Here is a 21,420-nt window from a genome sequence, read left to right on the forward strand (position 1 = left end):
AAAAAATAGCTTTCAGTACTTCTGAAAGCTATTTTTTTGATATTAACTTTAATGAAAACTTTACCAAGGGTCTTTATTAAGCTTATAATCATAAGGAATATTCTGGCTAAGATCTGATACATACCAAACATTAGGTTCAGTTTTATATTGAACAAAATCATAGATCACATCGAGCGGCATCTGAATATTTCCCAAATTTCCACGTTCTTTATTAAACGCCGAAACCATTGCCGTAACTCTTACCAATTCATCTCCTGATTGCAATGGTGCATTATAAGCTGTTCCGATTTGAATATGGGCTTTATATTCGTCTAAAAGTTGACTTACTTCATTTTTATAATGACTAATAATGGCATTTTGAGCTTCTTCACTTGTCGGTTTATTTTCTGCCAAGATCAATTTAGAAAAATCCCGAGCTTTGTACCTTTTAATTTCAGCCAAAACCTCATCCGGAATAAAATCTTTATTTTTAATTGCATTTTCCCACATCAATGTATCAATCGGGCTTTCAGGAGCAGGACTTGCAATATCGGTTATACTCGATTCCGCAGGAGAACTTGCCAACATCCGCTTATTGTTTTCATAATTCGCCCAATCTTCTTTGCTGTACGTTAAATACTGTTGAATTTTATAAAGCGGTGTTTCTTTTTCGTTTCGGTAAACATATTCTGCAATGCCTAAACCAAGAATTAAAACTAAGAATCCAAATCCAATGACTTTAAATATTTTTCTAGCAGTTGATTTTTTTCTTATTGGTTTTTCAAAATTTTGTGATGGTGATTTCATTTATATTGTATGATTTTATGATATAAATTTAAAGATAGCTTAAATATTATCCCGTTAACTGCACAAATAAAACTGTTTTTCCATTTATTAAATCTGCTAAATCAATTAAATCTGCGAGAACCTTAAAATTAAATAGATTCTGAATATTCCCTAATTAATTTTTCTAAAATATTTTGAGTTGAAATTTCGCTGTAGTTAACAATTGATTGCCCAACCCAAAGATTGACAAACTCATCATTCTTCACCGTTCTTGCAATTCTTCTCATTTCTCCGGTCAGTTTATTCTGATATGGATACGGCAAAATATACTCTGAATTTTCAATCGTTTCAATAAATTTATTTTTAATCCCTCTTGCGTAGCGTCCTGAAAAACTTTTCGTCAATACAATATCTTTTTCATTGACATTCTTTAGTCTTTCTTTTTCAAAATCCTGTAAAGCACTTTCCTGAGAAGTCAGCAAAAGACTTCCTATCTGAAAACCTTCTGCACCCAATTCTTTTGCAGCAGCCAAAGTTTTTGCATTATAAATTCCACCTGCATAGATCAGAGGAACTTTTACAGCATCATACACCTGTGACAACAATGAAAATCCGCCGATTTGAGGAATATTTTCCGAAACAAAACTACCTCTGTGACCTCCGGCTTCGATTCCCTGAACGCAAATAATATCGATTCCCGATCTTTCCAACTCCAAAGCTTCTTCTACAGAAGTACAGGTTCCGATCAAAATTGTTCCGGTTTCTTTTAATTTTTGAATACTTTTATTGTCAAGGTTTCCAAAAGTAAAGCTTAGGATCTTACATTTCTCTTCAACAATTGCATCAATTTGCTCATGATAAGAATTGATCTTCAAGCTTTCTAATTCAGGAAGCTTAATTTCCATATTATTTTTCTGAGCCAAATTTTCAAGATATTTTTTAGTCTTAGAATATTGTTGTTTTAATTCATCTGTTATTTCAGGAATGTGATGAACAAAAATATTAGCCGCAAAAGGTTGATTGGTCAGTTTTTTAGTTTTACGGATCAATTCAACAGATTTTTCGGCTGAAAGATCAGCCAAAGCTAACGAACCTAAACATCCTGCTTTTGCTGCAGCTGCTGTCATTTCCGGAGTGCTTACTCCAAACATTGGAGCTTGCACTATTGGATATTTTATTTTTAAAATTTTGCTGATGGTTTCAGGGAAAAACATAAGATTTCTTTTACTTAAAATTAGTCAATTATTTTTTTCCTTATCATTCTCAAAACATGATTTTCGTTTTCATTGATTAATTTTTAAATTTAACCGAAAAATAAGAAATGTCTTATACAATTAGAATAGCAGTTCCAGACGACTATCCGAAACTAGTTGAAATTTGGGAGTCTGCCGTAAAAGCTACTCATGATTTTTTATTGGAAAGTGATTTTCAATATTTCAAAAAAGCAATTCCTGAGCAGTATTTTCCTCATCTTGAGGTCTACATTATTTCTGAAAACAGTAATCCAAAAGGATTTGGTGCAGTTTCAGAAGATACTTTAGAAATGCTTTTTATACATAATGACGCTCGTAGAAAAGGTTTAGGAAAAATTCTTTATCAACATTTGCATGATAAAACAGGCTGTACAAAAGTGGATGTGAATGAGCAAAATCCGGAGGCAATAGGATTTTATGAAAAAATGGGATTCAGAAAAACAGGAAGATCAGAAAAAGATGGTTCGGGCAAAGATTATCCGTTGATTCATATGAGTCTGTAATTATCTTAAGTTTAGATAAACCTTTTTTCCGCTTGCTTCTTTTGCCTCTTTCGTTGTTAAAACTATTTCAAAATATATTTCACCCCTAAAAAACCTCTTATTTTCTGCATCGGAGCATATCCATACGTCGTATCAAAAGTATAACGATTCGGATTAGAGATTGGGTCGTCAACATTTTTATCAAACGGGTCAAATGGTCGCATCAAAGGATCTTTTGGCGTGAAATTGAACAGGTTTTTAATTCCGCAATACACTTCAAATCCGGATTTGAAACTTTTCGAAACCTGAATATTCGCAAGATTATAAAACGGGGAATATTCAGGTCGATAATCATTCGGTAAAACCGGCAATCGCATCGGTCCGTAAAATTGTCCTGTAAAATCTATCGTCAAATTACTCGGAAATTTATACGTCAGATTATACGTTCCACTCCATTTTGGGGCATGAAGTTGTCGGGATTTTTCAGTTTCACCATCAAATTTTTGGTAAACATCCAAATAGGTGACCCCAATATTTACACTTAAAGGAAAATTAAAACTATAATCCACATTCATTGAAGCACCTCTTGAAATTCCGTAACCATTAAGATTATCATAAATAATTTTCTCAGGATCCGTATCAAAATCGCCGACAATTTTATTGCTGAAATAAGTATAAAACGCTGAAGCATCCAAATTAATCAACTTGTCACCAACAGGAATTTTCCAGACATAATTCAGGTTTCCATTAACCGATTTTTCGGGTTTTAAATTAGACTGAATCACAACATCTCGAGAACCCGTCAAAGCAGCATGGTCTTCTGTAAATAAATTGACAACTCTGAAACCTGTCCCGAAATTGAAACGCAAAGTATGATAAGGATTCGGGGAAAACTTCCATGCAAAACGCGGTGAATGTACAGCATGATGTATTTTATCGTAATCAAATCGGTAACCTAACAACAAAGTATTTTTATCATTTATTTCCCATTGGTCCTGAATAAAAGCTCCTAAAATTGGTGATTTCATCGGCTCATTTGTCAATCCATCACCTGATAAAGTTCCGGGCGTGTTGTCATCATAAAAAGTTCTTTTGAAAGTCACTCCTAAAATCAAATCATGATTTCCTAGTTTTTTATCCCAATACGTTTGTGCGAAAGCTACTTTTTGAGTCGCTTCAAAAGGATTGGTTCCGTAAAAAGAATTCTGGTCATGAAAATTGTAAGAAAACTGCGTCACAATATTTTCTTTCATCGGCCATTGATAAGCTCCAAAAGCTTCTACCCGATTGGTATAGATACTTTCACCATAAACCTCATCGCTTCCACGATACGACTTATTCCACTGCATTTCTCCTCCAAAACGGTCTTCATACAAATACCTTAACGCAAAACTCGCTTGTCGGTTTTCTTTTCTTTTGAAATTCCATTTATTGAAAATTGAAATTCTGTTTTGTAACGCTGCATCGGTGAAATTGTCTTTATTTTCGTCGAATCTTTTGGTTGAATTAAAATAATTTAAACTTAAAAGTGAAGCTATATTTTCAGATACATTAAATTTCGTAGACAAATCGACATTATTTTCTGCCCAGCTTGTTGTCATTAAATCAACACTCAATTTGGGAGCTGTCAAAGCATTTTTTGTGATAATATTGATGACTCCACCCATTGCTTCAGAACCGTAAAGTGACGAAGCCGGACCTTTTACAACTTCAATTCTGTCAATCAAACTATTCGGAATTCCGCTCAAACCATAGACTGTAGAAAGTGAGCTCACAATAGGCATTCCGTCAATCAAAATCATGGTATAAGGTCCTTCCAAACCGTTGATGTGAATATCTCCCGTATTACAAACCGAACAATTCAACTGAGGTTTTACGCCATTTACCATTGCAATCGCTTCAAAAACATTCGGAGTTGGATTTTTTTGGAAAAATTTCTGACTGTAAATCTCCACCGCAACCGGACTTTTCGACTTACTGATTGGCTTTATCGTTCCGGTAATGACAACATCATCGATATCTTTTGTTTTAATTTCTTTCTTCTCAGAAATCTTAACAGAATCGGTTTTTTGAGTTTTATTTAAATCTAAACTATCTGTTTCCTGAGCGAAACAAAATGACGATAAAAAAACTGCAGAAAATAATATTCGCTTCATGAAATAAAATTGTTAGACAAAACTAACATTTATTTTTAGAACGACAAAACTTAAATAAAAATTGTTTTTAAATTTCAATTCATTAAAAAATATTAAATTTGAAATTCTAGATATAAAAGTAAAAATGAGATACCATCAGTCGGGAAATATCCCTCAAAAAAGGCATACAGTTTTCAAATCTCCTGAAGATAAATTTTACTATGAGCAACTTTTCGGAACGGAAGGTTTTCATGGAATTTCTTCTTTGCTGTATCACGTTCATCGCCCTACGCAAATCAAATCGATTGGCGAACCAAAAGATGTAGCTCCGAAAATTGCTGTAGACAAAAACGTAACTCCAAGAATGTTTAAAGGAATGAATGTAACTCCTGAAGACGATTTTATGGACAGTCGAAAGTTTCTTTTGGTAAACAATGATCTGAAAATGGGATTGGCGAAGCCGAGAAAATCAATGGATTATTTCTACAAAAATGCTGAATGTGATGAACTTTTGTACGTTCATAACGGAAGCGGAACTTTGAAAACTTTTGTAGGAAATCTTGAATTTTCTTTTGGTGATTATCTAATTATCCCGAGAGGAACGATTTATCAGGTTGAATTAAATTCTGACGACACGGTATTTTTCGTAGTTGAAAGTCACTCACCAATTTACACGCCAAAAAGATACAGAAACGAATTTGGACAGCTTTTGGAGCATTCTCCGTTCTGTGAAAGAGACATCATCGCTCCTACTTTTGTTGAACCTAAAGATGAAAAAGGAGAATTTTTAATTAAGGTAAAAAAAGAAAACCAGATCACTGATTTCATTTATGCAACGCATCCATTCGATGTTGTAGGTTGGGATGGTTATTTTTATCCTTATAAATTTAATATCAAAAACTTCGAACCCATTACAGGAAGAATCCACCAACCGCCACCAGTTCACCAGACTTTTGAGGCACACAACTTTGTAGTTTGTTCGTTCTGTGCAAGAATGTATGATTATCATCCGATGGCAATTCCTGCACCTTACAATCACTCGAATATCGATTCTGACGAAGTATTATTTTATACAGAAGGTGATTTTATGAGCCGTAATCATATCGATTTAATGGATTTAACCCTTCATCCGGGAGGAATTGTTCACGGACCGCATCCTGGAGCAATGGAAAGAAGTATCGGTAAAAAATTCACCGAAGAATACGCAGTGATGGTAGACCCTTTCCGTCCTTTGAAAATTACTGAAGAAGCGATGAAAGTGGAAGACCCGTCTTACAAAACTTCTTGGCTGGAAAGCGAAGATCACAGTCTGGAAGACCGTTCACAGGAATAATACAGCTTTTGGCAATTAGCCTTTAGCTCTAAACTTGTTATAAAAAAATTGAGGACTGAATTTATACATTCAGTCCTTTATTTTTAACCAGCTTTCACCAAAACATGATAAATATTTTCTCTTATTTATGGGTTATAAAAACAATATGAAGTATCTTTAAAGGATTAAAGAAAATCGTAGAATATATCTATAAAATTTTAGAAAAATGTACAATTATATTAGTGCAGAAGAAGCTGTATATACTGTAAAAAGCGGAAACCGTGTATTCTTTCATGGAAGTGCATGTACTCCGAATCATTTAATTGACGAATTAGCAAGACAGTCGCACCGTGTTGATAATGTAGAAATTGTTTCCATTACACAACAGGGAAATGTAGAAGTTGCAAAACCTGAATACAAAGACAAGTTTTTCGTTAATTCTTTATTTGTTTCCACACCGGTAAGAGATGCCGTAAATTCTGACAGAGGAGATTTTGTTCCTGTTTTTTTAAGTGAAATTCCGATTCTTTTCAGAAAAAACATTTTAACGCTTGATGTAGCATTTATTACAGTTTCTCCGCCCGACAAACATGGTTTTTGTACATTGGGAACTTCTGTGGATGTTGCAAGAGCTGCAGTCGATACTGCTCAAACAATTGTCGCCATCGTTAATCCTTTGATGCCGAGAACGCACGGCGACGGAATGATTCACATCAGTAAAATTCATAAACTGGTTTGGCACGAAGAAGAACTTCCAACCGTTGATTACGGAGCAAAAGTAGGTCCGGATGAAATGTTGGTGGGTAAAAATGTTGCTGAGTTAATTGATGATAAATCTACACTTCAAATGGGAATTGGAACTATTCCCGATGCCGTTTTAAAATGTTTAGGAAATCACAAAGATCTTGGTGTTCATACCGAAATGCTCAGCGACGGAGTGATTGATTTAATTAAAAACGACGTTATCAACAATAAATATAAAGGTTATCACAATAATAAAACCATTACAAGTTTCTGTTTCGGAACTAAAAAATTGTACGATTACGTAGATGATAATACTGTTTTTGCATTCAATGATGTAAGTGCTGTGAATTTTCCGATCAATATCATGAGAAACAAAAAAATGGTTGCCATTAATTCTGCTATTGAAATTGATCTCACCGGACAAGTTTGTGCCGATTCTATCGGAACAATGCAATACAGCGGAATCGGTGGACAAATGGATTTTATGAGAGGTGCAGCTTTAAGCGAAGACGGAAAACCGATCATCGCCATCACTTCAAGAACAAAAAAAGGAATTTCCAGAATTGTACCTTTCCTAAAACAAGGAGCGGGTGTTGTAACCACAAGAGGTCATATCCATTGGGTCGTAACAGAATACGGAAGCGTTTATTTATATGGAAAAAATCTTCGCCAGAGAGCTCAGGAATTAATCAGTATTGCACATCCTGATGACCGAGAAATGCTGGAAAGAGCAGCTTATGAGAGGTTTAAACATTAAAAAAATAAAAAATATAGCTTTTCAAACTAAAAAAGTTCTTACATTTAAGTAAAATAACCATGAAGTTTTTGGCAATCGTTTTGCCAAAAACTTTTGTTATATATAAATAGTACACAAATGAAGACGATTTACAATTCTATAAAAGAAAAAGTTGCAAAACATCCGAAAATTCAAGATTCAGTTTTAGGAACAGTAAATGAATGGAAAAGGAGTCATTATATCATTCTTTCAGAAATCATTAAAGAAGAATTAGCATCATCTGAAGAACTCAAAAACGATAAACGGTTTGAGTTGGGAAATACAATTTCGCACATTACTTTACAGCGTTTTTTTGAAAGCGATTATCAAGATAAAACACACAATGATCTACGTTTTTTAAAAACACTTGATAAAATATGTATTTTTTTAGGCTTTAAAGACCTCAACTCATACATTCATGATATTAAAGAACACCAAGTACTTGAAGAAAAGGTAAACAGCGATGTTTTTTCAGTAGACATTGTGTATCAATACTGTACAGCAGTTTTCGAATTATATAAAAATTTCCCTACCTTAAAATTAGACTTGTTCAAGGATTGGGTATTCGACAATTCCCCTTTTCTTGAGAGAGCTTCAGCATTCAGTAAAGAACTTTGCGATAGACAGTTTGAACTTGTTACCAAAAATAATCGTTCAAATTTTGAAATATTTGATGTAAATATTATAACAGACGATCCTGATAAAAAGATTCTTGAAACTCAGGAGTTCTGGAATCTCCTCTTCAAAGCTGGAGAAACCGGAGAAGAGCACTTTGTGAACCAGCTCAACACCCAAATTTATTTTATCCGTAAAATAGATAACGTGTGGAAAATATGGGATAATTACAACCCAGATGCAGGAAGATTAAATAATAAAAAATGAAAGCCGTAAATAATTACGGCTTTCTGTGTTTGAAATAATTTTATTTTCTGCATGTTGTATCTTTAACAAATGTAGAATAAATAACAAAATAACAATAAACTTATCTATACTTAAACAAACTTTAATTTTAGTTAAAAATAAGACAATCGGTTGCATAACGATTTTGTTTTTAATTATTTACAGGAATTTTGTAATTTGCAAGCCATTAAATAAAAGTAAAAATAGAAAATATGTCAACACTTACATTTGCCGAAAAAATTGCTCAAGCTGAGAATTTTTTACCAATTAATGGTACAGATTACATCGAATTTTATGTAGGAAACGCTAAGCAAGCGGCTCATTACTATAAAACAGCATTTGGATTTCAGTCTGTTGCTTATGCAGGTCCTGAAACAGGAGTAAGAGATCGTGCATCTTATGTTCTACAGCAAGGAAAAATCAGATTGATTCTTACAACAGGTTTAAAGTCTGATTCTCCAATTAATGAGCATGTAAAAAAACACGGTGATGGTGTTAAAATTTTGGCACTTTGGGTAGATGATGCGTATGCAGCTTTTGAAGAAACTACTAAAAGAGGCGGAAAACCATATTTAGAGCCTACAACATTAACTGACGAACACGGTGAAGTAAGAATGTCCGGAATTTACACATACGGAGAAACTGTTCACATGTTTATCGAAAGAAAAAATTATACAGGTCCTTTCATGCCTGGTTACGAAAAATGGGAAAGTGCTTACCAACCTGAAGAAGCTGGTCTATTATATGTTGATCACTGTGTAGGAAATGTAGACTGGGACAGAATGATTCCTACCGTTGAATGGTACGAAAAAGTAATGGGATTTGTAAACATCCTTTCTTTTGACGACAAGCAGATCAACACAGAATATTCTGCTTTGATGTCTAAAGTAATGTCAAACGGAAACGGTTTTGCAAAATTCCCGATTAACGAGCCTGCGGAAGGTAAAAAGAAATCTCAGGTTGAAGAATATTTAGATTTCTACGAAGGTGAAGGTGTGCAGCACATTGCTGTTGCAACAAAAGATATTATTCATACCGTAACTGAGTTGAAAAAACGTGGTGTAGAATTCCTTTCTGCTCCACCGGAAGCTTACTACGACATGGTTCCTGAAAGAGTTGGTCACATTGACGAAGATCTTAAAAAACTTCAGGATTTAGGAATTCTTATTGACCATGACGAAGAAGGTTACTTACTTCAGATCTTCACAAAACCTGTAGAAGACCGTCCTACTCTATTCTTCGAAATCATTGAAAGACACGGTGCACAAAGTTTTGGTGCAGGTAACTTCAAAGCATTGTTCGAAGCATTAGAAAGAGAGCAGGAAAAAAGAGGAAATCTTTAATCTAAAATAATAAATACAGAGTTTTGTCAGGATGCAGATCTTGACAAAACTTTTTTATAAAACACAGTATTATGATCAAATTTTTCAGCGGATTGCTCCTCATTGGAACAAGTTTTTTTGCAAACGCACAATACGGAACTTTAGATGCTATTCTCACCAAACTTGAGGAAAGAAAAGGTATTAATCAAAATTTAAGCGATGTAAATATTGATGACAAAAAATTTGTTTTGATAAAAGACCTGCCCGATCACACAGAAAGAAATTTCATTGTGATAAAAGGTCAGAAAGCAACGTATGTCGAAATATTTGACGATAAAGCCACTGGTGAAAGTACTTCTAATGTTTTTTCCGGCGACATTGTAAGAAGCAGAAAAAATATCATTTCACTGAGAGCCGATTTGCTTGAAAACAAAAAAGTTCCGATTCCCGTTACCAAAACACTGTTACTGACAAGACAGGATAATATTTTATACCTTATCGACGTCAACAATAAAGACAGATGGATTGACGAAGAATCCTTTTCCAAAGCGAAGATTAAAGCTAAAAAGTAAAATCAGTATTGGTTTTATTCTAATCTAAATTAAATTACAAAAATTATGAAATCATTTGTAGAATATTCATCAAATTCAGACTTTTCAATCCACAATATTCCTTTCGGAGTAACTGTTTTCAATAAAGAATTCATAGGATGTTGTACAAGAATCGGAGATCAGATTATAGATCTTGCAACCCTGTATGATCTTGGTTACTTTGAAGATATCGAAGGTCTTGATGACAATATTTTTGAAGCATACACTTTAAATGAATTTATTGAACTTGGAAAACCTGTAACCAACGCCGTACGTCTTAAAATACAGGAATTATTGCTTGAAGGTTCTATTTTATCTAAAGATGAAAAAACCATTGAAGAAGCATTTTACGATGTAGATCAGGTAAAAATGATGATGCCTGTTCACATTCCAAATTACACTGATTTCTACAGCAGCATTGAGCACGCAACCAACGTTGGGAAAATGTTCAGAGATCCGGCAAATGCACTACTTCCAAACTGGAAACATTTACCGGTAGGTTATCACGGAAGAGCTTCATCAATTGTGGTTTCAGGAACAGAAATCAACCGTCCAAAAGGTCAGATGAAACCTGCAGATGCAGACAAGCCTGTTTTCGGACCTTGCAAACAATTGGATTTTGAATTGGAAATGGCATTTATTGTCAATAAAAATACCGAAATGGGCGAAAGTATCTCTACAAAAGATGCCGAAGACGCTATTTTCGGAATGGTCGTTTTCAACGACTGGTCTGCAAGAGATATTCAATCTTGGGAATACGTTCCGTTGGGACCATTTTTGGCGAAAAATTTCGGGTCATCAGTTTCTCCATGGGTAGTTACTTTGGAAGCTTTAGAGCCATTTAAAACCGCTTCTCCAACACAAGATCCTGAAGTTTTGGATTATTTAAAATTTGAAGGTGACAAAAATTACGATATCAATTTAGAAGTTTATTTACAGCCTGAAAACGGTGAAGAAAACCTAATTTCTGAAAGCAACTACAAACACATGTACTGGAACATGACCCAACAATTGGCTCATCACACGGTAAATGGTTGCAACGTAGAAGTTGGTGACCTATACGCAAGCGGAACTATTTCAGGAAGCGATCCAAAATCTTTCGGTTCTATGCTTGAATTAACCTGGAGAGGACAAAACCCAATTCAGCTAAGCAACGGACAGGAAAGAAAATTCATCGACGATAATGATATTGTAACTATGAAAGCTTGGGCTGAAAAAGACGGCGTTAGAGTTGGTTTTGGTGAGGTTGCTGGAAAAATCATTCCGACTAAATAATTAAATCTCAACCACAAAAGTCACAAAAGTTTTTTAACATTTAAAGCTTCATAATTTTCCGATAAAGTTCACAAAACTTTATGCTAATTTGTAAAATAACACACAAATGATAACACAATCATACTTAACAGATTTGACATACAAAATCAATGGAGCTTGTATTGAAGTTCATAAAATTTTGGGTGCTGGTTTGCTTGAAAGTGTTTATCATAAATGCTTGGAAGAAGAATTCAAATTAAGAAATATCAACTTTAAATCTGAGTTTAAAGTACCTATCGTTTATAAAGGAAAAGAAATTAACTGTGATTTCTTTTGTGACTTTTTAGTGGAAGATTTAATCGTAATTGAATTAAAAGCAGTTTCAGAACTACATGAAATTCATCGTGCTCAAGTTTTAAATTATATTAATTTAATGAAAAAACCCAAAGGCATATTAGTAAATTTTAATGTAAAAAATCTCTATCATCAAGGGCACGAAACCTTCGTAAATAAATATTACGATATGCTTTTTTGATCTTAAAAGATTCTAATTATTTACTTAAAAACTTTTGTGACTTTTGTGGTTAAATATAAACAATGAAAACAGTAATTCCATCCGAAATAACTCCTGTACAACTACAAACAATAATGCAGACTGCCGTTTCACCACGTCCAATCGCATTAGCTTCTACAGTTGATAAAAATGGAGAAATCAATTTATCGCCATTCAGTTTCTTCAATATGTTCAGCACGGTTCCTCCGATTTTGATTTTTTCACCATCGAGAAGAGTACGCGACAATACTACAAAACATACTTTAGAAAATGTTTTGGAAACTTCGGAAGTAGTGATCGGAACCGTTAATTTTCCAATTGTACAACAGATTTCTTTAGCGTCTACAGAATATGGTGACGGAGTGAACGAATTCATCAAGTCCGGACTAACGATGAAAGATGCCGATTTGGTTACACCTAAATTAATCGAAGAATGTCCTGTTAATTTTGAATGCAAGGTTTTAGAAGTAAGATCTTTAGGAGACCAGGGAGGTGCGGGAAATTTGGTCATTTGTGAAGTACAGAAGATCCACATCCGAGAAGAATATCTGAATGAAGAAGGAAACCTGGATCAGAAAAAACTAGATATGGTTGCACGCCTTGGTGGAAATTGGTATTCTAGAAATAATGAAAATAATCTTTTTGAAGTCCCAAAACCATTGGTTACGAAAGGAATTGGATTTGATTTACTTCCGGATGCTATAAAACTTAGCAAAGTGTTTACCGGAAATGATTTAGGTATGTTAGCTAATGTAGAAGTTTTACCTTCTGAAACTTGTCATAACGACGAAAACATTCATTTGGAAGCTCAAAAATTATTATTAGATAGTAAAATTGAAGAAGCCTGGAAAATTTTGATTAAATAAATTTAGATTCAAATTAAAAGGAGTGAAAATTTTCACTCCTTTCTTTTATTTTTAAAACTGAATACTTAGTAACAGCACTGCCAACGTCCATTAGCATCTTGGCTTTGTGTACCAAAATTAGGAGATTGACATGGGGGCACAATGCATAAAATGCCTTGTCCATCACCAAGATAATTTTTGTAGCAGCCTGTTGCACATTGTATTGGTTCTAGACCTCCTACTCCTCCTGAGATACTTTTCTGAGCTGCTCTGCTTAATTTTTTTAAATTTGATTTTTTCATAAAAATTTTTGTTTAATGGTATTAATGTTTCACTAAAGTATGAAAATTATTAACATCAAAAATAATTTTAACAATAAAATCAAATATTTTGTTTGATAAATTTAATAGACTTTTCAACAACTTCATTCAACCCTTTTGGTAGCGCATCATCTTCCCAAGGTTCTTTTGCGCCAAATGTATGGTTTGCATTTTCAATAAGATACAATTCTGAAGTTGGGTTTAAAATATGAAGATGTTCTGCATTTTTCACGTCAACACTTTCATCATTGGTTCCATGAATAATTAAAACCTGAGCTTTTGCCATTTCCATCGAACGTTCTACATCAAAACGATACTCATCATTTTTAAAGTCTTCAAAAAACTGGAAATAATGGGGCATTTGCTGCTTTGTTCTTCCGTTCTGTACATAATAAACTCCGTTTTCTTTCCATTTTTCAAAATTTTCTTTTGTAGGAAATCTTTCTAAAGTATCTACGCTTGCCAAAGTAATCAACCCGTTAATTCTTTCGTCTTCACAGGTTTTAATAATAGAAATTCCTCCTCCGCGACTGTGACCGATTAATATTATTTTTTGGTCATCAATTTTTAGATCTTTAACGAAATGATCAATCACAACATTTAAATCTGACAATTCTTTTGAATAATTATTATTTCCAAAAGCTTCCAGATCAGCAAAATTCTCAGGATCTTCAACGGTAGTTCCGTTATGCGAAAAATTAAATTTAACAAAGAAAAAGCCTGCTTCTGCAAACTTTTCTGCCATTAAATTCCAGGCACCCCAGTCTTTATAGCCTTTATAACCATGAACAAAAATTACCAAAGGTAGTGTCTCATTGGTTTCAGGGTAAAATGCATCTGCAAGGAAATCCTTGGTTTCAGGATTTGAGATGAGTATATTTTGATTTTTGATGATTTTCATGTATTTTATTTTTGAATTAATTGAATCCGACAAATATTTAATTTTCTGCAATTAGTCGAATCTTCAAGAGAAATATTTTAATTTAAACAAATTTTAAACCTAAAAATAGCACAAATAGAAATAAGCACAAAGGAAAACGTTATTTTTGCATTATGTCAGATTTAAGAACAGTTACTGTACAACGTTATATCCTTCCACTTCGTGAAGGAGGCTCACTTCCTGCTTTGGCAGAAGCCGATGATGATTTTAAATATGTTTTAAAATTTCGTGGAGCCGGTCATGGTGTAAAAATGTTGATTTCAGAATTTTTAGGAGGAAAAATTACGGAAGCTTTGGGATTACCAATTCCAGAGCTGGTTTTTGCCAATCTTGATGTAGATTTTGGAAGAACGGAAGCCGATGAAGAAATTCAGGATTTATTGAAAAATTCTGAAGGATTAAATTTAGGACTTCATTATCTTTCAGGTTCTATTGCCTACGATTCGAGCGTGAAAGTCGATGCACTTCTGGCTTCAAAAATTGTTTGGCTGGATGCATTTATCACCAATATAGACCGTACTTTCAAAAATACTAATCTTTTGATGTGGCACAAAGAATTGTGGATTATCGATAACGGTGCGTCTTTTTATTTCCATCATTCATGGCAGAATTTTGATGCGGCTGCGAAAACCCCTTTTAAATATGTAAAAGATCACGTTTTGCTTCCACAGGCGACAAAATTAGATGAGGCAGATCAATTTGCTCATTCCGTTTTAAATGAAACATTGTTCAGAGAAATCGTCAATACAATTCCACAGGATTGGTTGCACTGGAATGATGCTGAAGAAAGTCCGGACGAAATTCGTGAAATTTATTTCAACTTTCTGAAGACCCGATTAGAAAATTCTCAAATCTTTATAAACGAAGCCAGAAATGCAAGAGGATAAGATATACGAATACGCCGTAATACGTTTGGTACCGAAGGTTGAAAGAGAAGAGTTTTTCAACATTGGACTGGTTTTGTTTTCGAAAAAAGAAAAATTTATCAAAGTAGAATTTTATCTCTGTCCTGATAAATTTAAACTTATGCACAGCAAACTCGATTATGATGATATTACTAAAAATCTTGAGAGTTTTAAAAATATTGCTGAAGGAAAAAAAGAAGGCGGGCCAATTGCTTTACTCGAAATTCCAGACAGATTCCGTTGGCTGACTGCGGTGAGAAGTGCAGTTGTACAAACTTCAAGACCGCATCCCGGAAAATCGAAAGATTTAAACCAAACTTTTGGTAAACTTTTTGAAGAACTGGTAAAGTAGCAAACCAAAGCAATATTTTATGAGAGCATTCCACTCAAACACAAAAAATGATAGGTTTTTAAAGAACCTATTTTTTTTATTCCTATTGACAATTTCCACGTTTGGATTTTCACAAAAACAGAAAAGTATACTCCTTTTTGAGCACGCTAATGTTTCAGAAAATATTGTTTACAAAACCGATGAAACGAATAAAGATATTAAGCTTGATATTTACCGTCCGAAAAATACAGAAAATAAAAAACTTCCTGTTGTGATGTACGTTCACGGTGGAGCTTGGGTTGAAGGTGACAAAATCATTACAGCTGATAACTATGTTGAAAACACCATTTTAAAACTTTTAGAAAAAAACTATGTTGTTATCAGTATTAATTATCGTTTAGTTACCGAAAATATTCATTTTCCGGCACCGATTCAGGACACAAAAGATGCGGTAAGATGGGTTCGCAAAAATGCAGATAAATACAATCTTGATGAAAACAATATTGGAATGTGGGGCGTTTCTGCAGGCGCACATCTTTCGCTTTTAAGCGCTTATACTCAGGATGAAGATTTTGTTGGCGATAAGGAACTTTCAAAATATTCGGCAAAAGTAAATTATGTGGTTGATAATTTTGGACCGACTGATATGAACAGGCTTCTTCATACCCGTGCTCCAAAACCACTTTTGTTGACTGTAGGCTTAATTTCAAAAAAGATTATTGATTTGAGAGGTAAGCTTATTATGGGAATTACAGGCTTGAACAGCAAAGAAGATAAAAAGGAAATTGTAGAATTCTGTAAAACGATTTCTCCTCTACATTATACTCAAAATACGGTTCCAACTTTAATTTTGCATGGCAACAAAGATAAAATTGCACCTATAAGGCATTCTAAAAGACTCAACAAAATGTTGAAAAAGCAGAAAACCACTCATGAATTAATCATTGTAAAAAAAGGAAATCACGGGTTTTCTACAACAGAAAAAGCTTATCAGGAGGAACTTAACAACGCAATGGTCGACTTTATTTTATCTCAGGAAAAAGCTAATTTCGTCAATCATTAGAAAATCAATATCAGAATATAGTTTTTCAAAAAGAAGCAATAAACAACACTTTAAAAATCAAATTATTAGTTTTAAAATAGAAATATATCACTTATTATTTCGCTAAGTTGATATACATATTGATAAATTTTATACAAAAAATAATTACCTTGGTCAAATGCTTAAATTATTCATAATAAAAAAGCGAAAACCTTAATTATTTACTCACATAAAAGAAAAACAATATGGAATTTCTAAATGGAATTAATGCATTAACATTGGTATTCACATCCCTGCTTATCTTTGCAATTGCTTACCGTTTCTACGGAATTTATTTAGCCAATAAAGTACTCCGTTTAAATGACAAAAATACAACTCCCGCTGTAGAATTTGCCGATGGAAAAGATTATGTAGCCACGAACAAAAATGTTCTTTTCGGACATCACTTCGCAGCGATTGCAGCAGCAGGACCATTGGTAGGTCCGGTTTTAGCAGCTCAATTCGGATATCTTCCCGGAGCAATCTGGATTTTAATTGGCTGTGTTTTAGGAGGTGGTGTTCACGATATGGTGGTACTTTTTGCATCCGTAAGACACAAAGGACAAAGTTTGGCAACCATTGCATCCAAAGAAATCGGAAAAACAACGGGAACGGTTGCCGGTTTTGCTATTTTATTCATTTTAATTTTAACACTTGCCGGACTTTCTTTAGCTTGTATTAATGCAATGCACGAAGCATCATGGTCATTATTTACTGTGGTCATTACAATGCCGATTGCGATTATTATGGGATTGATTATGCGTTACAGAAAAAACTCGGTGACTTTTGCAAGTATTTTGGGCGGTGTTCTTTTAATTGCCGGAATTATTGGTGGACATAATTTAATGCAGAATGAAACCATGAACAATATGTTTACATGGGACATTACAACCATTTCTATTGCAATTCCATTATACGGATTTTTGGCATCTGTGTTGCCGGTTTGGCTGCTTTTAGTTCCGAGAGACTACCTTTCAACTTATTTAAAAATCGGAACGATTATCATGTTGGCGATTGGAGTAATTGTGATTCATCCAACCATTCAAATGCCTGCTTTAACTGAATTTATTAACGGAGGAGGTCCCGTAATTGGCGGCCCTGTTTTACCTTTTATCTTTATTGTAATTGCATGTGGAGCGATTTCAGGTTTCCATGCGGTAATTGCAACCGGAACGACTCCAAAAATGCTGAACAGAGAAAAGGAAATTTTATTTGTAGGTTATGGAGCGATGCTTGTAGAAGGTTTTGTAGCATTAATGGCTTTAATTGCAGCTTGTACTTTGATGCCCGGAGATTATTTTGCCATCAACACACCAAAAGAAACATATGATGCATTTTTAGCAACTCATCCAAGTTTACATGGGGTTGAAATTGATTATTTTTCTGAAAGGATTGGAATTGATCTGCACGGAAGAACCGGAGGTGCTGTTTCTTTAGCAGTCGGAATGGCGCATATTTTCAATAAAATTCCTTACATGGATCAGTTGATGGCATATTGGTACAATTTCGCGATTATGTTTGAAGCGGTATTTATTTTAACTGCAATTGATGCAGGAACTAGAGTTGGAAGATTTTTCTTGCAGGAAATGTTGGGATCTGTTATTCCTAAATTCAATGATAAAAACTGGACTCCCGGAATTATCATCAGTAGTTTATTGTTCACATTTGCTTGGGGATATCTGGTTTTTACCGGAAATGTAAGCAGCATTTGGCCACTCTTCGGAATTAGCAATCAGTTGCTTGCAGCCTGCGGTTTGATTGTCTGTACCACAATGCTCATCAGATTAAACCGAGGAAAATATGCGCTTTGTTCAGCAATTCCGGGAGTTTTCATGGCGATTATTACATTTTGGGCTGGTTATATTCAGGTAATGGATATTTATATTCCAAAACAGCAGTATTTATTGGCAACTTTAGCAGTTGTAGCAATGGTTTTAATGCTTGTTGTTTTCGTTGGCGCGTTCAGAAAATGGTATCAGTTGTTAAAAATTAAAACTTCACATACCGATTTTTATGGCGAAACAGTGAAGGAATTGGTGGAAAGGTAATCTGATAACATTCTTTTGTCTTGAAACAAAAGAATCAAAAATTCAAGACTTGAAAACTCCGTCTAAAATTTTAAAGAATTTCCTAAATTTCCAAAATTCGGGCGGAAACAGATATTAGTTATAAATTCTAAATTATTACCGCCACTCAAACATTGGAAATTTTTTGACGGTAATTCTTTAAAATTTCTTAACGCCTCCGTTTTCTATGTCATTATTAATTAAAAAAACAAAAGAAGGCACAATAAGTATTGCGCCTTCTTTATTTTATTAAGAACAAATTTTCGTTGTTATTGAATTTCCATTTTGCTTTCTAAACTGTAGATCTAAATCTTCGTCAGTTTAGCATATTTTAAAATCAGATTCTTCTCACCTTCATGTAAGAAAACTACTTTCGCTTTGATATTTTGCGGATCAGTTCCATCTAAGAATTTCACTTCTCCGATTCCGAAACGGTCATGTCTTACTTTATCGCCAACCTCAATATCCTGTGAAGAAGCTCCGCTTGGATTGATAATCCTTGCAGTACTTACCGGTTTCAATTTTCTCGGTTCGGCAATCGGTTTATCATTTTCAGTTTTAGAGATGGTTTTCTTTTCAATCTTTTTAAAGCTCTTCATTTCAGAAGGATGCTCATCAAAAATATTAGAAGTAATGCCAGAATTGTTGATGAATCTTTTCTCAATCGCCGGGTTTAAAAATTCAATATATTCTTCATCAACTTCACTTAAAAATCGTGAAGGTTCAGCATCAGTAATTTTCCCCCACTGAAAACGGGAAACTGCGTAAGAGAAAAATGCCTGTTTTTCTGCTCTTGTCAAGGCAACATAAAACAAACGTCTTTCTTCTTCCAAATCTTCACGAGTTGCCGAACTCATAAAACTTGGGAAAAGATTTTCTTCTAATCCAACTAAATGTACCACCGGAAATTCAAGACCTTTTGAAAGGTGAATCGTCATTAAAGAAACCATATCTTCCTCGTTATCTTTTCTTTGTGTATCAGCAGAAAGTGCAATATTTTCAAGAAAATTCGGTAAACTAGGATCACCATCTTCAATCTGCATCTGCTCCTCAATGAAACCCTGCATCGAGTTCATCAATTCCTGAACGTTTTCTACACGCGAAATTCCTTCCGGAGTTTGGTCGTCTTTTAAAAATTTAATCAAACCGCTTCGCTTTGCCACTTCCATCGCAACGCTGTACGCTGTTTCTGTTTTAAGCAAAACCTGAAACGCTTTAATCATCGACCAAAAATCACTTAGTTTGGTTAAAACTCCATTATTAAATTTCAATTGCGGAGCATAAATCCCCAAATTGTCTAACACTTTAGACACCGGAAGATTTTGCGAATCGGCAAAAACAATTAATTTATTTTGAGTGGTTTCACCAATTCCTCTTGTCGGATAATTGATGATTCTCATCAAAGCTTCAGAATCATTTTCGTTGACCAAAAGACGAAGATAACCGATCAAATCTTTTACCTCTTTTCTTTGGTAGAAAGACAAACCTCCATACACTTTATACGGAATATTTTTACGTCTCAAAGAGTCTTCAAAAGCTCGTGTCTGAGAATTGGTACGGTATAAAATTGCGAAATCACTGAATTTTCTCTGCTCCCTATTTCTCAATTCCCAAATATTTCCAGCTACGAAATTGGCTTCATCAGCATCGGAAAGCGAACGGTACACTTTGATTTTTTCCCCTTCTTCATTTTCACTGAAAACATTTTTCTTGAACTGCTGAAGGTTTTTCGCAATCACAACGTTTGCTGCATTGACGATATTTTGTGTCGAACGGTAATTCTGCTCCAAAGAAACAGTCACCGCATCAGGATAATCTTTTTTGAAATTTAAAATATTATAAATATTTGCACCACGGAAAGAGTAAATCGACTGTGCATCGTCTCCTACCACACAAATATTTTCAAATTTTGAAGCCAAAGCTTTCACAATCAAATACTGAGAGTGGTTCGTGTCTTGGTACTCATCTACCAAAATATATCGGAATCTTTCTTGATATTTTGCTAAAACTTCAGGAAACCTTGTTAAAAGTTCATTGGTTTTCAACAACAAGTCATCAAAATCCATTGAACCATTTTTGAAACAAGCTTCTACATATTTTTCATAAATTTTTCCGATGAATTTCATGTTGGCTTTTTCGTCAGCTTCCATTAATTCAGGATTATTATAATATGCTTTTACGGTGATCAGATTATTTTTATAATTTGAAATTCTAGACTGAACTTTTTTAGGTTTATACAAATCAGCATCAATATTCATGTCTTTCAGAACTTTTCTGATCACATTCAAAGCATCCTGCTGATCGTAAATTGTAAAGTTGGAAGGATAACCTAAATAATGTGCTTCACTTCTCAGAATTCTTGCAAAAACTGAGTGAAAAGTCCCCATCCAAAGGCTTCTCGCATTGCTCTGTCCTACAACTTTCGCAATACGTTCTTTCATTTCTTTAGCCGCTTTATTGGTAAAAGTTAAAGACAAAATATTGAAAGGGTCTACTCCATTAGTAATCAAATGCGCAATACGCATTGTGAGTACACGTGTTTTTCCGGAACCCGCTCCCGCAAGTACCATCAAAGGTCCCTGTAAAGTAGTAACGGCTTCAAATTGTGATTCATTCAGTCCTTTCAAATAATCCTCCATGCTGCAAAAAAATTTTGGATGACAAAATTAGTGTATTATGAGGAGAATTCAAATTTGTATTTAATTTCAATTAATCGAGCAAAACTGAATAAAGCTTTAGAACCAAAATCTTACGCTATAAATTCAACCATTACCTAGAATTCTTAAAAAAATATTAAAAATTTTGTAACAATAAGTCTAATTTTACAACTCATTGACAAAACAATTT

Annotated in this window: 19 protein-coding genes; 13 read left to right on the forward strand and 6 right to left on the reverse strand. The window is 34.1% G+C overall.

Features of this window, described 5'->3' with window-relative positions; translation table 11 throughout:
- Positions 1 to 60: 60 nt before the first annotated feature.
- Positions 61 to 786 (reverse strand): hypothetical protein, encoded by a 726-nt coding sequence (locus BUR17_RS08765; protein WP_074229917.1) that lies wholly within the window; start codon positions 784 to 786, stop codon positions 61 to 63.
- Between the two features lie 128 nt (positions 787 to 914).
- Positions 915 to 1,979 carry an NAD(P)H-dependent flavin oxidoreductase gene (locus BUR17_RS08770; RefSeq protein WP_074229918.1) on the reverse strand — a complete coding sequence of 355 codons (1,065 nt, stop codon included), beginning with the start codon at positions 1,977 to 1,979 and terminating at the stop codon, positions 915 to 917.
- Positions 1,980 to 2,086: 107 nt separating this feature from the next.
- Here BUR17_RS08770 and BUR17_RS08775 point away from each other — a divergent pair, with 107 nt between their 5' ends.
- Positions 2,087 to 2,521: a GNAT family N-acetyltransferase gene (locus BUR17_RS08775; RefSeq protein WP_074229919.1), complete on the forward strand. Its 435-nt coding sequence runs from the start codon at positions 2,087 to 2,089 to the stop codon at positions 2,519 to 2,521.
- Positions 2,522 to 2,583: 62 nt separating this feature from the next.
- Here the strand turns inward: BUR17_RS08775 and BUR17_RS08780 are convergent, their stop codons facing one another.
- Positions 2,584 to 4,656 carry a TonB-dependent receptor plug domain-containing protein gene (locus BUR17_RS08780; RefSeq protein WP_074229920.1) on the reverse strand — a complete coding sequence of 691 codons (2,073 nt, stop codon included), beginning with the start codon at positions 4,654 to 4,656 and terminating at the stop codon, positions 2,584 to 2,586.
- 124 nt (positions 4,657 to 4,780) lie between these two features.
- On the opposite strand from BUR17_RS08780, the gene BUR17_RS08785 reads away from it, so the two are divergent.
- From BUR17_RS08785 to BUR17_RS08820, 8 genes are all read left to right on the forward strand, one after another.
- Entirely contained in the window at positions 4,781 to 5,968 is a 1,188-nt protein-coding gene (locus BUR17_RS08785; protein ID WP_074230268.1) for a homogentisate 1,2-dioxygenase, read from the forward strand.
- A gap of 205 nt (positions 5,969 to 6,173) precedes the next feature.
- On the forward strand, positions 6,174 to 7,448 hold the full coding sequence (locus tag BUR17_RS08790; protein WP_074229921.1) for an acetyl-CoA hydrolase/transferase family protein: 1,275 nt from the start codon (positions 6,174 to 6,176) through the stop codon (positions 7,446 to 7,448).
- 117 nt (positions 7,449 to 7,565) lie between these two features.
- Entirely contained in the window at positions 7,566 to 8,348 is a 783-nt protein-coding gene (locus BUR17_RS08795) for a hypothetical protein (RefSeq protein ID WP_074229922.1), read from the forward strand.
- 230 nt (positions 8,349 to 8,578) lie between these two features.
- The gene (gene hppD, locus BUR17_RS08800) at positions 8,579 to 9,709 is read left to right on the forward strand and encodes a 4-hydroxyphenylpyruvate dioxygenase (RefSeq protein WP_074229923.1); all 1,131 of its coding nucleotides are present in this window, start codon (positions 8,579 to 8,581) and stop codon (positions 9,707 to 9,709) included.
- A 71-nt stretch (positions 9,710 to 9,780) separates the two neighbouring features.
- The gene (locus tag BUR17_RS08805; RefSeq protein WP_074229924.1) at positions 9,781 to 10,260 is read left to right on the forward strand and encodes a hypothetical protein; all 480 of its coding nucleotides are present in this window, start codon (positions 9,781 to 9,783) and stop codon (positions 10,258 to 10,260) included.
- Between the two features lie 45 nt (positions 10,261 to 10,305).
- Positions 10,306 to 11,553 (forward strand): fumarylacetoacetase, encoded by a 1,248-nt coding sequence (gene fahA / locus BUR17_RS08810; RefSeq protein ID WP_074229925.1) that lies wholly within the window; start codon positions 10,306 to 10,308, stop codon positions 11,551 to 11,553.
- Between the two features lie 106 nt (positions 11,554 to 11,659).
- A complete protein-coding gene (locus tag BUR17_RS08815) occupies positions 11,660 to 12,067 on the forward strand; it encodes a GxxExxY protein (RefSeq protein ID WP_074229926.1) in 408 nt (135 codons plus the stop codon).
- A gap of 62 nt (positions 12,068 to 12,129) precedes the next feature.
- Positions 12,130 to 12,951: a flavin reductase family protein gene (locus BUR17_RS08820; RefSeq protein ID WP_074229927.1), complete on the forward strand. Its 822-nt coding sequence runs from the start codon at positions 12,130 to 12,132 to the stop codon at positions 12,949 to 12,951.
- Between the two features lie 65 nt (positions 12,952 to 13,016).
- Here the strand turns inward: BUR17_RS08820 and BUR17_RS21285 are convergent, their stop codons facing one another.
- Together BUR17_RS21285 and BUR17_RS08830 are read right to left on the reverse strand one after the other, a co-directional pair.
- On the reverse strand, positions 13,017 to 13,232 hold the full coding sequence (locus BUR17_RS21285) for a bacteriocin-like protein (protein ID WP_074229928.1): 216 nt from the start codon (positions 13,230 to 13,232) through the stop codon (positions 13,017 to 13,019).
- 79 nt (positions 13,233 to 13,311) lie between these two features.
- On the reverse strand, positions 13,312 to 14,151 hold the full coding sequence (locus tag BUR17_RS08830) for an alpha/beta hydrolase family protein (protein WP_074229929.1): 840 nt from the start codon (positions 14,149 to 14,151) through the stop codon (positions 13,312 to 13,314).
- Positions 14,152 to 14,303: 152 nt separating this feature from the next.
- On the opposite strand from BUR17_RS08830, the gene BUR17_RS08835 reads away from it, so the two are divergent.
- From BUR17_RS08835 to BUR17_RS08850, 4 genes are all read left to right on the forward strand, one after another.
- Entirely contained in the window at positions 14,304 to 15,077 is a 774-nt protein-coding gene (locus BUR17_RS08835; protein WP_074229930.1) for a HipA family kinase, read from the forward strand.
- Complete coding sequence (locus BUR17_RS08840; protein WP_074229931.1) at positions 15,064 to 15,447, forward strand: DUF3037 domain-containing protein; 384 nt, start codon at positions 15,064 to 15,066, stop codon at positions 15,445 to 15,447. The genes BUR17_RS08835 and BUR17_RS08840 overlap by 14 nt, the downstream gene beginning before the upstream one ends.
- 19 nt (positions 15,448 to 15,466) lie before the next feature.
- Complete coding sequence (locus BUR17_RS08845; protein WP_074229932.1) at positions 15,467 to 16,489, forward strand: alpha/beta hydrolase; 1,023 nt, start codon at positions 15,467 to 15,469, stop codon at positions 16,487 to 16,489.
- Between the two features lie 224 nt (positions 16,490 to 16,713).
- The gene (locus BUR17_RS08850; RefSeq protein WP_185116687.1) at positions 16,714 to 18,555 is read left to right on the forward strand and encodes a carbon starvation CstA family protein; all 1,842 of its coding nucleotides are present in this window, start codon (positions 16,714 to 16,716) and stop codon (positions 18,553 to 18,555) included.
- 323 nt (positions 18,556 to 18,878) lie between these two features.
- Here BUR17_RS08850 and BUR17_RS08855 read toward each other — a convergent pair whose 3' ends face one another.
- Positions 18,879 to 21,212, reverse strand: a complete 2,334-nt coding sequence (locus BUR17_RS08855; protein WP_074229933.1) for an ATP-dependent helicase — start codon at positions 21,210 to 21,212, stop codon at positions 18,879 to 18,881.
- Positions 21,213 to 21,420 lie beyond the last annotated feature (208 nt).

This window comes from Chryseobacterium scophthalmum, assembly GCF_900143185.1.
Lineage (GTDB): Bacteria > Bacteroidota > Bacteroidia > Flavobacteriales > Weeksellaceae > Chryseobacterium > Chryseobacterium scophthalmum.